Here is a 13725-nt window from a genome sequence, read left to right on the forward strand (position 1 = left end):
GGTGGGGGCGGGGTGTTGGTGCGGGGCGGGGGTTCCGTATACAGGCTGTCACGGAGCATAGGAACAACTACCTACGCAAAGCCCCGGTGCCGTTGCTCACGCGAAAGTCCCATCTCACCGTAACGACGGTACGATTCGCGTCTAGTTGAGCATGAAGGGGGTTGGCTTGCTGCCCATCGACATCCAGGCTGCGCAGAACGTCGCTCTAACCGAGTACCTGGAGTGCGATACCGAACTCCAGGCGGTACACACAGAGTTGATGCACCTCGACGCTTCGGGCCAGCGGTTCGCTGCCGTTCTACGTGACACCATCGATCAGCTGCTGAACGGTGAAATCACGGGCCGCTATGACTGGGCAACCCTGTACAAGACGGAGAGGACTCACGCCGGCACTCTCGTCGAAATCAATCTGCAGCGCGAGTTCAAATTCGCGGACGGCGATGTGATGGACTACCGGATCGCTGGCATCGAAGTGGACTGCAAGTACTCACAGAGCTTTGGGGGATGGATGATTCCCCCCGAGGCTAAAGGCCATCTCTGCCTGCTGGTGTGGGCCAGTGACTACGACAGCCTCTGGAGCGCTGGGCTCTTCCGGGTCCGTGAAGAGTGGCTGAACCAGGGGAGCAATCGCGATGCGAAGCTCACCGTTAAGGCCAGGCACCGGGACAAGATCCAGTGGCTCTGGCGCAACGCGGAACTTCCCGAAAACACGCTTCTGCACATGGAGCCAGCCGACCGAGAGGCAATCTTCGCACTACCGTCTGGTCAGCAGCGCCTCAACGAACTGTTCCGACGCGCCCAAAAGCGACGGATAAGCCGCAATGTCGTGCGGACCGTAGCCCAGCAGAAGGACTACATGAAGCGGGTCCGCGGCAATGGAGGTGCACGTACAGCGCTCCGGGCTGACGGGATCCTGATCATGGGCGACTACGACAGCCACCGTACCGTGGCCCGCCAATTGGGCCTGGTGCCGCCGCGGGAGGGCGAGTTCGTCAGTGTGCGCGTCGCCAAGCGCGCCCCTCATCACCTGGAGGCGCCGTACGTGGCACTGGATGGCGAACAATGGGTGATTGCCACTCCAGAGGACCTTCCGCAGACGGCCCCGCCACTCCCTTCCACCGCAAAGTAGGAACACGCAAAGATGAGCGCATCGTTCGCAGCCAAGCTCCTCGGATGGAGAAAGCTTGACTCAGGCGAACTCGTACCCAACAGCGCCGACAGCAGCAGCAAACCCTCTAAAGAGCTGGCACGGAGAATACTTGACTCCCTGGAGGTTCCGTCGGGAGTTGTTCTGCCGGACACTCCGAGCAACCTTGGCCCCAGACTGGAACAAGCGGTAACGGCAGACCTCTCGGAATTCATACCGGAAGCTGACCCTTCTCGCGCCTGGCAGATTGACCACAAGAAAGTGGTCGCAGACTTTTCTCAGTACGCGCACTTGGGAAAGCTTGAGCAGGCCGTCCATAAGAACCCGGTACTCAGCGCCGATCTAGGGCGGGATTACCTGATCAGACCAGATGTCACTGTCGGCATATCCGGCGACCCATCGCTGGACCCGGTGCCATTTCTGCACGCAGCCGTATCCTGTAAATGGACCATCCGCTCCGACCGCGTCCAGAACGTCCGGCACGAGTTTCTCCAGATGATCAGGCACCGGCGCGGTCGGCTCCCGCACTTGGTAGTGGTGACCGCAGAGCCGATGCCCAGCCGGATTGCCGCCATCGCCAGGGGCACCGGAGAGGTCGACGCCGTGTACCACATCGCGTTCGACGCCTTGACGGAAGCGGTGAAGGACGTCGGCAGTAAGCAGCAGCAAAACGATCTAGCAGAGTTCATCGGGCAGGGACGGCTCCGGCCGTACGAGGAGTTGGCCGCCACGTTGGCAACCTGGTAAGAATCAGAGCGCTATGAGTACGCCATCAGTTTCACCGGCCGAGCCAGGCAGTAATTGGTCTCCGCCGGAAGGTTCGTGGGCCTCATCGGCAGGCCGACGCCGGAACATGCAGGCGATCCGCAACCGGGACACCAAGCCGGAGTGGCTCATCCGCACACTGGTGCACGCCCAGAGCCTGCGCTATAGAGTCGCCGCCAAGCCGCTTCCGGGCCTTCGCCGGACTGCCGACATGGTCTTCCGGCCGACAAAGGTCGCGGTCTTCATTGACGGCTGCTACTGGCACGGCTGCCCTGATCACTACGTGCCGCCGAGAACTAATCCAGCCTATTGGTCAGCCAAGGTCGCCCGGAACATGGCCCGCGACCGGGACACTGACCAGCGCCTCGAAGAGGCAGGCTGGACGGTGCTCCGGTTCTGGGAACACGAGCCGCCGGAAGACTGCGCTGCACACATTGCAGCCGAGGTAGAAAAGCGTCGCAACGCAGCCCGGAGGGGAAGAAAAACCGGCTGATCAGCTCTCCTGACGGTCGCGCTCCAGTGCCGCCTTGAGCACATCAATAATCGATCTGCCGACCGCCTTGGCCACTGGCGGTGGAAAGGCATTACCAATCTGCCGGTACTGAGCAGTCTTCCCGCCGGAAAAGTCCCATTCCGGCGGGAAGCCCTGAATGGTGGCAGCCTGCCGCACAGTAAGCATCGGCCCGTCAGGGCCGAAGAGGTCGCGGGTTTCGGTCTGCTTCCTTGCGCAGGTCTCGATGTCGTTGGCTACGCCCATGCCTGAGATACCGAGCTTTTTCCAGGATGCCTTCGCACGGCTGGGCCCAAGATCTGCGCCTCCGTGCTTCTTCGACCCGCCGACAAGCGTGGGCGCAATGCCGCCGCCCTTGCCCTTGAGTTCAGCGTCCCGCTCGCGCGCCTTCTGCAGCCACCGGCCATACGCCGCACGCGCCTTCTCTGCATGCACACCCTCGAAGTAGGGCTCGAACCGCTCCAGCATGGAGGGCCCAAGGCTCTCCGCAACGCTGACCGGGTCCTCGTGCGTAGCTGAGGGCCACTCGTACTTCAGATCCCGGATGACGTCATCCCTGAAAGCGACGAGAACGGCCCGCGGCCGGAGTTGCGGCACACCGAAGTCACTAGCCTCCAGGACACCCCACTCACTGACCGTGTAGCCGAGACCGTCCTCGTGGGCCAGCTCCCCGTCGTCGCTCAGGTACTGGCCACCCTGGAGCCGGGCCTGGATCCAGTCGCGGTAGGACGAGAACTTCGGGTCCATGATCCCGCGGACGTTCTCGATCATCACTGCCCGAGGCCTGAGGATCTCAACCAGCTCCAGCATGCGCGGGAAGAGGTCTCGCTCGTCATCCTTACCCAGCTGTTTGCCCGCGTGCGAGAAAGGCGGACAGGGAACGCCCCCGGCCAGAAGATCCAGGTCTCGCTGCCTGAGCAGCTCCGCCCCCTTCACCAAGTCGCGACGGGGATCGAAGTCCTTGACGTCACCTGAGATGATGTCGCAGTGCTCTCGCTCCCACGCCCACAGCTCGTGGTCCTCGATGTTGAGCCCAAGAGTCGCGGCAGCGTGCTGGTCGATCTCGACAAGAGCCAGGTGCCCGAAGCCTGCCTGGTGCAGACCAACAGCCTGGCCGCCAGCACCAGCGCAGATCTCAATCGATGTGAACACGGGCTCCGTCGGCACCGCGCTGACGCGTCCAGATTCCCTCGTGTGGGTCATGTCCCCTCCTTACAGCCATGCAGCGGCAGACGCATCCTGCAATCCACCATCACTGAGGGTGACAGACCCCACTGACAACGACAGTCCAGTGTGCCAGCATGCTTCGCAGTTCGTTGAACGCACCTTGCATCCGACCGAACGTTTGTACGATATTACTCATGGTGACCATGCGAAGCCCCACCTGGACCGAAGATGAACTGGTGCTCGCCGGAGCCCTCGTCGTAAAGAACGGATGGCGCGAGCTACGAACCAAAGACCCGGAGGTCCAGGAACTCTCGGAACTGCTGCAGTCTCTTCCGCTGCACAGCCTGGAGGCACGCTCGCTGCCTTCTTTCCGGTCGCCTGACAGCGTGAGCCGCAAGACCACCGATTTCATGACCAATCACCCGGATTACGCTGGCGGCTCGACGCGGTGCGGCAAACCGACACTCCTCATGATCGATGCCTTCATCAGCCGGGAAGCCGAGATGCTTGAGGCCGCTCAGGCCATCGAAGAGGGCATTGCCTCCGGCGAACTGCACCTCCTCCCGGCGCAGCCCGACGAGGTCGATGAGGCGGGGAGCACGGCGATCGAGGGGCGCCTGCTTGTACGGCAGGCGCTCGCCCGGGAACGGAACCCGAAGCTCCGGGCGAAGAAGATCAAGCAGGCCTGCGCTCAAGGGCCGCTGCGGTGCGAGGTGTGCGGCTTTGACTTCGCCCGCGCCTATGGAGAGCTGGGCGAGGGCTACATCGAAGTGCACCACGTCACGCCTCTACATGTCGCTGGGACCGCGACGACCACTCTCGACGGCCTCGCCTGCCTGTGCGCCAACTGCCACCGCATGTGCCACAGGAGCCGCCCAGGAGAAAGCTGGCGGACGCCTGCGGCCCTGCGGCAGCTGATGCGGGCCTCTTCCGGCCAGGGGGTACTGCTACCCCGCAGCCGCGAGCTCTGCCCGTCCGAACAGTAGGGCGTACCCCGGCGGCAGGCAGGCCAGCAGAAGCGTCGTAACGACATCCGACTGGCAGGACAACGCCGTCAAGACCGACGTGACATGCCACCGCGCCGTAGCCGACGGAACCTCCATCCCGGCCGCGACCGAGTCGACGAACTCGCGGGCCGTGAGGGGGTGGGGGGCCGGGGGCGCGGTGAGGAGAGGGTGGGCCGTTTCCGGGGGGAGGGCGGCGGACAGGGGGGCGCGGTGCTCGGGTGGTAGGTGGGCGGCCAGGGAGGTCAGGACGGTTCGGGTGACGGTCGCCGCCTCCGTCCTGGTGCCGTACTGGCCGACCTCGCGTACCGCGTCCGTCAGGGACAGGGGCGCCGGGATGGTGGTTCTGGGGTGCGGGGTCGTCAGGGTCATCGGTGGCTCCTCTGCGCGGCATGGGGTGGGGTGGCGAAGCTGCCGGTACCCCGTCCTCCCGGCTGTATGGGTGGCGGTTTCGGCCAAGGTGCGGCTGCGGCACCCGCCCGCAGACCATCCCCCGCCCCGCGTTAGCCTCGGCCACGACACGACATACGGGAACAATCAGGAGGCATCCATGGCCAAGGTTCCGAGTGCGGCGATCGCCGCCGCTGGGCTGGTCGGGGGTTACGGCGTCGCCCGCTGGACCAAGAAGCGGCCGCTCGGCGGTGTCGTTCTGGCCGCTGCCGGTGCGGCGGCCGCGCGGCAGTGGCAGGCGCAGGCCGGGACCGCGGTCGCCGGTGGGCTGACGGCCGCCTACGTCGCCGCCTTCGCCGGTTCCCACCCGCTGGCCAAGAAGGTGGGCGCCTGGCCGTCCGTCTTCGGCGTCGCCGGTGCCGTCGCCCTCGCGTCCTGGGCCGTAGCCGACCGGAGGGGTTAGTACCGGCAGGGGGCAGGGCCCTGGTTTTACGCCCAGTGCGGCGGGGGCCTCGGCCGCCTCGCCGTCCCTCGTGGCCGGAGCCCTCCCCCGTTCACTCCCCCTTACCTCCCTCCCCACCCACCGCCGTCAACGGCCTGGCCACGTCCTCCAGACTCCGCCGCTCCGCGTTCACCGCCAGTACCGCCGCCACCAGACCCGCCACGCACATCAGCGCCGCCCCGATCTGGAAGGCCAGCACCGTGTCGCCGACGCGGCCCGTGCCCGTCAGGTCGGCGAAGAGGAGCGGTCCGCTGATGCCGCCCGCCGCCGTGCCCAGCGCGTAGAAGAAGGCGATCGACATCGCGCGGGTCTCCATGGGGAAGATCTCGGAGACCGTGAGGTACGCGCTGGAGGCGCCGGCCGAGGCGAAGAAGAGGACCACGCACCAGCAGGCGGTCAGCGTCGCCGCGTTCAGTACGCCCCGGCCGAAGAGCCACGCCGTGGCGAACAACAGCACCCCCGACAGCAGATACGTCGAGGAGATCATGATCCGGCGGCCGACCGTGTCGAAGAGCTTGCCGAGCAGCAGGGGGCCGAAGAAGTTACCGACGGCGATGACGGCGAAGTAGTAGCCGGTGCGGCCGGAGGGGACGTCGAAGAACTTCGTCAGGATCGCACCGAAGCCGAAGGTGATCGCGTTGTAGAGGAACGCCTGGCCGATGAAGAGGGAGAAACCGAGGACCGCGCGCCTGCGGTAGCGGGCGAAGAGGGTGTGGGCGATCTCCCGGAAGGTGACCGTCCCGCGCTGACGGATCTCCAGGCACCCCGACGGCTCCGGCAACGCCCTGTCGGCCCCGATCCGCCGCTCGATCCCCGCGACGATCTCCTCCGCCTCCCGCTCCCGGCCGTGGATCAGCAGCCAGCGCGGGCTCTCCGGTACGTGACGGCGTACGAGCAGAATCACCAGCGCCAGCACCGCGCCCAGCGCGAACGTCAGCCGCCAGCCCAGGTTCTCCGGCAGGAACGCCGTGTCCAGCGCCACGATCGACAACAGCGAACCGCCCACCGCGCCCAGCCAGAAACTGCCGTTGATGATCAGGTCCACCCGGCCCCGGTGCTCGGAGGGGATCAGCTCGTCGATCGCGGAGTTGATCGCCGCGTACTCCCCGCCGATGCCGAACCCCGTCAGGAAGCGGAACAGGAAGAACCACCACGCCTCGGTCGACAGCGAGGTCAGCGCCGTCGCCGCGAGGTACACCGCCAGCGTGATCATGAACAGCCTGCGGCGCCCGTACCGGTCCGTCAGCCGCGCCCAGAACAGCGCGCCGGTGCACGCCCCCGCGACGTACAGCGCCGCCGCCACGCCCGTGACCTGCCCGGACGAGATCGCGAGCCCGCTGCCCGGCTCCGACAGACGGCTCGCGATGTTGCCGACGACCGTGACCTCCAGGCCGTCCAGGATCCATACGGTGCCCAGGCCGATCACGATGGTCCAGTGCCAGCGGGACCAGGGCAGCCGGTCCAGACGGGCCGGGATGTCGGTGGTGATCGTGGGAGCGGTACGGCGGGACGCCGGTGTCTCGGCTCGGCTCATGGGCTGCGCCTCCTCGTCGAAGGTGCAGAACCGGGTTCCCCGGGGCGAGGGAAACAGGCCCGGCGGCACCCGTTCGGCGGTGGCCCCGGCCCGCTTGCCGACTCAGCGGCAGCGCCGCCCGTACGACAGCCCCCGCCCGCACGACAGGCCCCGCCCGGCAGCAACTCCCGCCCGTCCGACAGCCCCGCCCGGCAGCAACCCCCCGCCCAAGCGGCGCAGCCCCTACGCCCCCAACCCCCGCGAAACCGTGTAGATCACCAGCCCCGCCAGCGACCCCACCACCGTGCCGTTGATCCGGATGAACTGCAGGTCCCGCCCGATGTGCGCCTCGATCTTCCGCGTCGTGTGCTCCGCGTCCCAGCCCGCCACGGTGTCGGTGATCAGGGAGGTGATCTCGTCGCGGTAGGTGGTGACGACGTGCACCGCCGCGCCCTCCACCCAACTGTCCACCTTCCCCTGCATCTTCGGCTCGGTCGCCATCCGCGTCCCGAGCGAGATCAGGCCCGCCCGGACCCGCAGCCGCAGCTCGCTGCGCTCGTCCTCCGCCGCCGCGACGATCATCGACCGTACGGCCGTCCACGCGGACGCGATCAGGTCCTGCACCTCGCTCCGGCCCAGCACCTCGCTCTTGAGCCGCTCCACCCGCGCCCGGGTCTCCGTGTCGGACTGGAGGTCGGAGGCGAAGTCCGTGAGGAAACGGTCCAGCGCGCCACGCGCCGGATGGGTCGGCATCTCGCGCATCTCCGTGACGAAGCGCAGCAGCTCCTTGTAGATCCGCTCACCGACCTTGCGGTCCACGAACCGCGGGGTCCAGCCCGGCGCACCGCCCTCCACCGCGACCATGACGTCGTCCCGGTGCCGCACCAGCCAGTCGTGGGCGCGGGAGACCACCAGGTCCACCACACGCCGGTGACCGCCGTCCTCGACGATCCGGTCAAGGAGCTTGCCCACCGCCGGGGCGATCTCGCGGGAGTCGGCCCGGCGGGTGATCGCCTCGCCCACCACCGCCTGCACATCGGAGTCGCGCAGCACGGTCAGGGCACCGCGCAGCGCGGTCGCCAGCTCGCCGGTGACCCGGTCGGCGTTCTCCGGCTCCGCGAGCCACGCGCCGAGCCTGCTGCCGATACCGACCGCGCGCAGCCGCTGCCGTACGACGTCCTGGGAGAGGAAGTTCTCCCCCACGAACTCGCCCAGCGACACGCCCAGTTGATCCTTCTTGGTGGGGATGATCGCGGTGTGCGGGATCGGCAGGCCCAGCGGGTGGCGGAACAGCGCCGTCACCGCGAACCAGTCCGCCAGCGCGCCCACCATCCCGGCCTCGGCGGCCGCCGCGACGTACCCCGACCAGGGGCCCGCGCCCGCGTGCTCCGCCCAGGTGGCCAGGACGTAGACCACCGCGACGAACACCAGCATCCCGGTCGCGGTGATCTTCATGCGCCGCACCCCGCGCCGCCGCTCCTCGTCGGCGGGGGTGAAGGCGGTCATGGTGCGGTACGACGGGGCTCCGCCCGGCCTTCGTGCGCCGACCGCACCCGGTGCCCTGGTGGCCTGACGCCCGCCGACCGCACCCGGCGTACCGGCGGCACCCGACTCGCCGCCCTTACCGCCCGTGCCGCCTGTGCCGCCCATGCCGTCCGGAGCCCGGTCTCCCGGCCTGTCCTCTTCCGCGTGTTCCATCTCGCTCCACCCGTCCGGTGATCCCGCACACACATTGTCCCTTCCTGGGGACTTCCGGAACGGAACAAGGGTTCCTCACGTCTGTCCGAGGGGTGGTTCGGACAGGGTCCTGTCAACCCCGCCGGTTCCATGCACCATCATGGGATCTTTGGAAACGGAGCCCCAGGCTCCAGGTCCCGAGGAGATCAGCACCAGCGTGACCAAGCGCCACGGTTATGCCCTGCTCAGTGCGCTCGCCGCACTCGTCGTGATCCTTTCCGGCGTCATCTACGTCACGACCAGACACGACCACGGCACTCCGAGCGGCACGGTCGCCGGCAACGGACCCCACCGGGGCACCGGCGTCGCCCCGGCCTCCGCCGGCACCTGGGTCGGGGCCTGGGCCACCGCGCCCTCCGGCGTCGAACCCGACACCGCGACCACCGGGACGGCGGGACGTTCGGTGCGCAACGTGGTGCATGTGGGCATCGGCGGTACGAGCGCCCGCATCACGCTCTCCAACGTCTACGGGCAGTCCCCGCTGACCATCGCGCACGCCTCGCTCGCCGTCTCCGCAGGGCACGACACCGCCGCCGCACGTGCGGAAACGATGCGGCGGCTCACTTTCGGCGGGACCACCACTGTGGTGATACCGGCGGGCGGCCAGGCCGTCAGCGACGCCGTGCGCGTGAACATCCCGCAGGACACGGATGTACTGGTCACCACGTACTCGCCGACATCCTCCGGGCCGGTCACCTACCACAAGTCCGCGCGCCAGACCTCGTACATCGCGGAGGGCGACCGGACCGAGGACGCCACCGGGACCCCCTTCGCCGAGGAGACCCCCTTCTGGCGGTACCTGACCGCGCTGGACGTGATCAACCACGAGACCAACGGCACGGTCGTCGTCTTCGGCGACTCCATCACCGACGGCATCACCTCGACGGTCGACGCCGACCGACGCTGGACCGACGTACTCTCCCAGCGGCTGCGCGCGGCCGGGCAGAGCGGGGAGAACGTGCCCCGGTACTCCGTCGTCAACGAGGGCATCAGCGGCAACCAGATCCTCGTGGGCGACCTGCGGCGTGCCGCCGACAGCCCCAGCGGCATCAGCCGGTTCGACCGGGACGTGCTCGGGCGTCCGAACGCCAAGGTGGTGGTCGTCGAGCTCGGTATCAACGACATCCTGCGCAACCCGCGCCTCGCCGACCCGTACAAGATCACCGACGGGCTGCGCGTCCTGGTCCGCCAGGCGCACGCCCACGGCCTGAAGGTCGTCGGCGCCACCCTCATGCCCCTCGGGGGCCACAAGAAGTGGACGTCCGCGCGCGAGATCGTCCGCGAACAGGTCAACGCCGAGATCAGGGCGGGCAAGGTCTTCGACGCGGTCGTGGACTTCGACGCGGCCCTCCGCGACCCCTACGCCCCCCACGAACTCCGCCCCGAATACGACTCCGGCGACCACCTCCACCCCAGCGACCTGGGCTTCCGCAAGATGGCCGAGACGTTCGACCTGCGGCTGCTGAAGGGGGCGGGGCAGGCGGAGCTGTAGGGGCGGGGCCGGGGGCCGGACGGCTCCGCTGACCGGGCCGTGAATACTGGCCCCATGACCCGCTTGATCCTCGCCACCCGTAACGCCGGAAAGATCACCGAGCTGAGGGCGATCCTCGCCGAGGCCGGACTCCCGCACGAGCTGATCGGCGCCGACGCCTTTCCCGAGGTGCCGGACGTCAAGGAGACCGGCGTCACCTTCGCCGAGAACGCCCTGCTCAAGGCGCACGCGCTCGCCCAGGCCACCGGTCTGCCCGCCGTCGCCGACGACTCCGGTCTCTGCGTGGACGTGCTGAACGGCGCGCCCGGCATCTTCTCCGCCCGCTGGGCCGGCCGCCATGGCGACGACCGGGCCAACCTGGACCTGCTCCTCGCCCAGCTCTCCGACATCGCGGACGAACACCGCGGCGCCCACTTCGCCTGCGCCGCCGCGCTCGCCCTGCCCGACGGCACCGAGCGCGTGGTCGAGGGCCGCCTGACCGGCACCCTGCGCCACACCCCGGCCGGCACGAACGGCTTCGGCTACGACCCGATCCTCCAGCCGGAGGGCGAGACGCGGACGTGCGCGGAGCTGTCGGCTGACGAGAAGAACGCGATCAGTCATCGGGGGGGGGCGTTCCGGGCGTTGGTGCCGGTGGTGCGGGAGCTGCTGGGCTGAGCACGCCGAAGGGCCGCCTTCTCCAAGGCGGCCCTTCGATTCCAAGGCGTGCGGCCGATGGGAGTCGAACCCACATGGGCAAATGCCCCGAGGCACCTAAAACCTCTGCTTATACCATTCAGCAACGGCCGCGTGTCCCGCCCATGCTACCGGGGTTGTCCACGGCTTCGGCCTCCCCCTCTGCACCATGTACTCGTGGTCGCGTGGCAGTTGGGACACAGCAGCCGCAGGTTCTCGCGCCGGTCGTCCCTCCAGTCCCCGTCGATGTGATCGACCTCCAGCGTCATGGGTCTACCGAGCCACTCGGAACCCACACCGCACTCGGCGCACTCCTCGGGTACGCCTGCCTCGCGAAGCGCACGGCGCAGCAGGTGGCTCCGTGTCCGGCGCTTGCCGTCGTGACGTACCAGGATGTCCTCGGCGCGCCTGACCGGAGTCGTCCCCCGCTTCCCTCGCTGATGAGCTTGGCCCAGAAAGTGTGACGTCGTGAGGTGATCCTCGGCTGCCCACTGGCGCAGCAGTGCACGCTGGCTGCCGTTGTCCGGCCGACCGAGTCGGCGAAGCACCTCCGCGATGGAGATCGACTCGGCGACCGCGGTGCGCAGTTCCTGCGGCGTGGGACGAGGCAACCTCCCGCCGAGGGCAACGCGCCCCACAGCGCCGCTCATGCGATTCCCCCCGCGGCTCGCCCCTTGCCCCGACCCCGGTAGCTGTCCGTCGTCGAGTGGCAGTTGGGGCACAGGAACCGGAGGTTCTCGATGCGGTTGTCGCGCCAGTTGCCGTCGATGTGGTCGACCTCCAAGGGGAGGTGACGCCCCCTCCACATCGGCTCGATGCCGCAACCGGCGCATCGTTCCGGTACACCCACGACTGTCATCGCCCACTTGAGCCGGTCACCCGGAATCCGCCGGGCGCCGCCTGCGGGCTGCTCGACGAGGAGTGCCCCGGGTGTCCGGGGGCGCCAGGGCTTCCCTCGCCGCGTGGGAAGCCGGAAGTGCGAGGTGTCGATTCCGTACGCCTTGATCCGGCGGCTGATGTGCGTGTGGTGGCCGCCGACGACCCCCAGGCCGAGGTGCCGCAGCACTTCGCACATGTTCGTCGAGGACCCGACCGCCTGCTCGAGGATCTCCCTCGTCCACTTCACGCCCTCGCGCTCGAAGTGTGAGACGTCGATCCCCAGTTTCCTCAGCCGTCCCAGCACGTACCGCCGAGTCGAACTCGCGGGATCCACCCCCAGCCTCTCCAGCGCCTCCGACAGATTCCGCGCGCCCCGAGCCGCCTCTTCCAGCCGCTCCCGGGTGTACACGCTGACTGCCATCGAGCCCCTCCGTTCCGGCTGCGTGTTCGCCGCCCGCATGGAGTAACGAACCGGTTATCGGACAGTCACGCGCGGAAACGGAGAACGGCCCGTACCGGAGATGTCGCCGGTGCGGGCCGTTCGGGGGCGGGGGCGGTCAGATGCCCAGGTCCTTGATGATCTTCGCCACGTGGCCGGTGGCCTTGACGTTGTAGAGGGCTCGTTCGACCTTGCCGTGTTCGTCGACGATCACCGTGGAGCGGATGACGCCGACGACGGTCTTGCCGTAGAGCTTCTTCTCGCCGTAGGCGCCGTACGCCTCGAGGACCTGCTTGTCGGGGTCGGCCAGGAGGGTGATCCTGAGGGACTCGGCCTCGCGGAACTTCGCCAGCTTCTCCGGCTTGTCGGGGGAGATCCCGATCACGTCGTACCCGGCACCGGCCAACAACTCCAGGTTGTCGGTGAAGTCGCACGCCTGCTTGGTGCAGCCGGGGGTAAGCGCGGCGGGGTAGAAGTAGACGATGACCTTGCGGCCCTTGTGGTCCGCCAGGGACACCTCGTTGCCGTCGGCGTCGGGGAGGGTGAAGGCCGGGGCCGGGTCCCCGGGCTGGAGTCGCTCGCTCATCCCGCCAGACTAATCGGCCTGACCGGGGGCCCTCGCCGTGCGGAGCGGCCAGGAACTGACAGACTGTTCAGCACAAAGCATCAGCAGACTTCGGAGGCCGTACGGTGGCGGAGACGTCGGACACCAGAACACCGGCGCAGATCGAGGCGGACATCAAGCGCCGTCGCGAAGTGCTGGCCGAGACGCTCGACGAGATCGGGGTGCGTGTGCACCCCAAGACGATCGTCGGCGATGCCAAGGCGAAGGCCGTCGCCAACCTCGACCATGTCTTCGGCCAGGCGTTCGTCACGGCCAACCGGGTGATGACCGAGGTGCGGGACCAGTTCGTCGACGACGACGGCGCCCCCCGCATGGAGCGGATCGTGCCGGCCGCCCTGATCGTGGCGGGCGTGGTGGGTCTCGTCGTCGTCGGCTCGACCCGGCGGCGCAGGCGCTGAGCCCCGGCAGGTAGGTTCGGGGGCGTGAGCGCCAACAGAGACGAGCAGAGCACACCCCACCACGACAAGCTGCCCATCCGGATGCTGCACGACCGGGTTCTCGTGCGGCAGGAGACCGGTGAGGGCGAGCGGCGGTCGGGCGGCGGCATCCTGATCCCCGCCACGGCGGCGGTCGGGCGCAGGCTGGCCTGGGCCGCGGTGGTCGCGGTGGGGCAGAACGTGCGGACGGTGGAGCCCGGCGACCGGGTGCTGTTCGACCCGGAGGACCTGGCCGAGGTCGAGGTGCGGGGCGTGGCGTACGTGCTCATGCGCGAGCGTGATCTGCACGCGGTGGCCGCCGACCGGTTCGAGGGGTCGGAGGACTCCACGGGGCTGTACCTGTAGGAGACGGAGACACGAAGAAGGGGCTGGTGACTTGGTCACCAGCCCCTTCTTCGTGGGTGCGTCCGGCCGTCAGTCCTGGCGGCCGTTGAACGCCGGG

At 68.2% G+C, this 13725-nt stretch carries 16 protein-coding genes and 1 tRNA gene; 9 read left to right on the forward strand and 8 right to left on the reverse strand.

Going from position 1 to position 13725, the window contains the following annotated elements:
- Window positions 1-166: 166 nt before the first annotated feature.
- Genes GTW40_RS10005 through GTW40_RS10015 form a run of 3 tightly spaced genes read left to right on the forward strand, consistent with a single transcriptional unit; the run spans window position 167 to window position 2405 of the window.
- On the forward strand, window positions 167-1129 hold the full coding sequence (locus tag GTW40_RS10005) for a NaeI family type II restriction endonuclease (RefSeq protein ID WP_237525435.1): 963 nt from the start codon (window positions 167-169) through the stop codon (window positions 1127-1129).
- 12 nt (window positions 1130-1141) lie between these two features.
- Complete coding sequence (locus GTW40_RS10010; protein WP_161179810.1) at window positions 1142-1894, forward strand: NgoMIV family type II restriction endonuclease; 753 nt, start codon at window positions 1142-1144, stop codon at window positions 1892-1894.
- Between the two features lie 13 nt (window positions 1895-1907).
- Window positions 1908-2405 carry a very short patch repair endonuclease gene (locus GTW40_RS10015; protein ID WP_161179811.1) on the forward strand — a complete coding sequence of 166 codons (498 nt, stop codon included), beginning with the start codon at window positions 1908-1910 and terminating at the stop codon, window positions 2403-2405.
- Here GTW40_RS10015 and dcm read toward each other — a convergent pair whose 3' ends face one another.
- Window positions 2406-3626, reverse strand: coding sequence for a DNA (cytosine-5-)-methyltransferase (gene dcm, locus GTW40_RS10020; protein ID WP_161179812.1), 1221 nt, complete (start codon window positions 3624-3626; stop codon window positions 2406-2408).
- A gap of 158 nt (window positions 3627-3784) precedes the next feature.
- Between dcm and GTW40_RS10025 the strand changes: the two genes are divergently transcribed.
- Window positions 3785-4576, forward strand: coding sequence for an HNH endonuclease (locus GTW40_RS10025; protein WP_343245651.1), 792 nt, complete (start codon window positions 3785-3787; stop codon window positions 4574-4576).
- Here the strand turns inward: GTW40_RS10025 and GTW40_RS10030 are convergent.
- A complete protein-coding gene (locus GTW40_RS10030) occupies window positions 4538-4966 on the reverse strand; it encodes a DUF2267 domain-containing protein (protein ID WP_161179813.1) in 429 nt (142 codons plus the stop codon). The two genes, GTW40_RS10025 and GTW40_RS10030, sit on opposite strands and share 39 nt — an antisense overlap.
- 178 nt (window positions 4967-5144) lie before the next feature.
- Between GTW40_RS10030 and GTW40_RS10035 the strand changes: the two genes are divergently transcribed.
- On the forward strand, window positions 5145-5447 hold the full coding sequence (locus tag GTW40_RS10035) for a hypothetical protein (RefSeq protein WP_161179814.1): 303 nt from the start codon (window positions 5145-5147) through the stop codon (window positions 5445-5447).
- 91 nt (window positions 5448-5538) lie between these two features.
- On the opposite strand, the gene GTW40_RS10040 is transcribed toward GTW40_RS10035, so the two are convergent.
- Entirely contained in the window at window positions 5539-7020 is a 1482-nt protein-coding gene (locus GTW40_RS10040) for an MFS transporter (protein WP_161179815.1), read from the reverse strand.
- Between the two features lie 222 nt (window positions 7021-7242).
- Window positions 7243-8505, reverse strand: coding sequence for a DUF445 domain-containing protein (locus tag GTW40_RS10045; protein WP_161179821.1), 1263 nt, complete (start codon window positions 8503-8505; stop codon window positions 7243-7245).
- Between the two features lie 388 nt (window positions 8506-8893).
- Between GTW40_RS10045 and GTW40_RS10050 the strand changes: the two genes are divergently transcribed.
- Both GTW40_RS10050 and rdgB read left to right on the forward strand, forming a co-directional pair.
- On the forward strand, window positions 8894-10228 hold the full coding sequence (locus GTW40_RS10050) for an SGNH/GDSL hydrolase family protein (protein WP_161179822.1): 1335 nt from the start codon (window positions 8894-8896) through the stop codon (window positions 10226-10228).
- 54 nt (window positions 10229-10282) lie between these two features.
- Complete coding sequence (gene rdgB / locus GTW40_RS10055; RefSeq protein ID WP_161179816.1) at window positions 10283-10885, forward strand: RdgB/HAM1 family non-canonical purine NTP pyrophosphatase; 603 nt, start codon at window positions 10283-10285, stop codon at window positions 10883-10885.
- 49 nt (window positions 10886-10934) lie between these two features.
- On the opposite strand, the gene GTW40_RS10060 is transcribed toward rdgB, so the two are convergent.
- The 4 genes from GTW40_RS10060 to bcp form a co-directional block, all read right to left on the reverse strand.
- A tRNA-Leu gene (locus GTW40_RS10060) sits at window positions 10935-11017 on the reverse strand.
- Window positions 11018-11031: 14 nt separating this feature from the next.
- A complete protein-coding gene (locus tag GTW40_RS10065; RefSeq protein WP_237525437.1) occupies window positions 11032-11553 on the reverse strand; it encodes an HNH endonuclease signature motif containing protein in 522 nt (173 codons plus the stop codon).
- On the reverse strand, window positions 11550-12203 hold the full coding sequence (locus tag GTW40_RS10070; RefSeq protein ID WP_161179823.1) for an HNH endonuclease signature motif containing protein: 654 nt from the start codon (window positions 12201-12203) through the stop codon (window positions 11550-11552). Before GTW40_RS10070 ends, GTW40_RS10065 begins: the two co-directional genes overlap by 4 nt.
- A 136-nt stretch (window positions 12204-12339) precedes the next feature.
- The gene (gene bcp, locus GTW40_RS10075) at window positions 12340-12807 is read right to left on the reverse strand and encodes a thioredoxin-dependent thiol peroxidase (protein WP_161179817.1); all 468 of its coding nucleotides are present in this window, start codon (window positions 12805-12807) and stop codon (window positions 12340-12342) included.
- Between the two features lie 104 nt (window positions 12808-12911).
- On the opposite strand from bcp, the gene GTW40_RS10080 reads away from it, so the two are divergent.
- Together GTW40_RS10080 and GTW40_RS10085 are read left to right on the forward strand one after the other, a co-directional pair.
- A complete protein-coding gene (locus GTW40_RS10080) occupies window positions 12912-13244 on the forward strand; it encodes a DUF3618 domain-containing protein (RefSeq protein ID WP_161179818.1) in 333 nt (110 codons plus the stop codon).
- A 24-nt stretch (window positions 13245-13268) separates the two neighbouring features.
- A complete protein-coding gene (locus tag GTW40_RS10085) occupies window positions 13269-13628 on the forward strand; it encodes a co-chaperone GroES (RefSeq protein WP_161146105.1) in 360 nt (119 codons plus the stop codon).
- The last annotated feature ends 97 nt before the right edge of the window (window positions 13629-13725 follow it).

The sequence above is a fragment of the Streptomyces sp. SID4985 genome (assembly GCF_009863025.1).
Classification (GTDB): Bacteria; Actinomycetota; Actinomycetes; order Streptomycetales; family Streptomycetaceae; genus Streptomyces.

Bases quoted from the DNA above. Each gene is read 5' to 3' on its own strand.
- GTW40_RS10010 (WP_161179810.1), top strand. From the start codon at position 1,142: ATGAGCGCATCGTTCGCAGCCAAGCTCCTCGGATGGAGAAAGCTTGAC.
- GTW40_RS10015 (WP_161179811.1), top strand. From the start codon at position 1,908: ATGAGTACGCCATCAGTTTCACCGGCCGAGCCAGGCAGTAATTGGTCT.
- dcm (WP_161179812.1), bottom strand. From the start codon at position 3,626: ATGACCCACACGAGGGAATCTGGACGCGTCAGCGCGGTGCCGACGGAG.
- GTW40_RS10025 (WP_343245651.1), top strand. From the start codon at position 3,785: ATGGTGACCATGCGAAGCCCCACCTGGACCGAAGATGAACTGGTGCTC.
- GTW40_RS10030 (WP_161179813.1), bottom strand. From the start codon at position 4,966: ATGACCCTGACGACCCCGCACCCCAGAACCACCATCCCGGCGCCCCTG.
- GTW40_RS10035 (WP_161179814.1), top strand. From the start codon at position 5,145: ATGGCCAAGGTTCCGAGTGCGGCGATCGCCGCCGCTGGGCTGGTCGGG.
- GTW40_RS10040 (WP_161179815.1), bottom strand. From the start codon at position 7,020: ATGAGCCGAGCCGAGACACCGGCGTCCCGCCGTACCGCTCCCACGATC.
- GTW40_RS10045 (WP_161179821.1), bottom strand. From the start codon at position 8,505: ATGACCGCCTTCACCCCCGCCGACGAGGAGCGGCGGCGCGGGGTGCGG.
- rdgB (WP_161179816.1), top strand. From the start codon at position 10,283: ATGACCCGCTTGATCCTCGCCACCCGTAACGCCGGAAAGATCACCGAG.
- GTW40_RS10065 (WP_237525437.1), bottom strand. From the start codon at position 11,553: ATGAGCGGCGCTGTGGGGCGCGTTGCCCTCGGCGGGAGGTTGCCTCGT.
- GTW40_RS10070 (WP_161179823.1), bottom strand. From the start codon at position 12,203: ATGGCAGTCAGCGTGTACACCCGGGAGCGGCTGGAAGAGGCGGCTCGG.
- bcp (WP_161179817.1), bottom strand. From the start codon at position 12,807: ATGAGCGAGCGACTCCAGCCCGGGGACCCGGCCCCGGCCTTCACCCTC.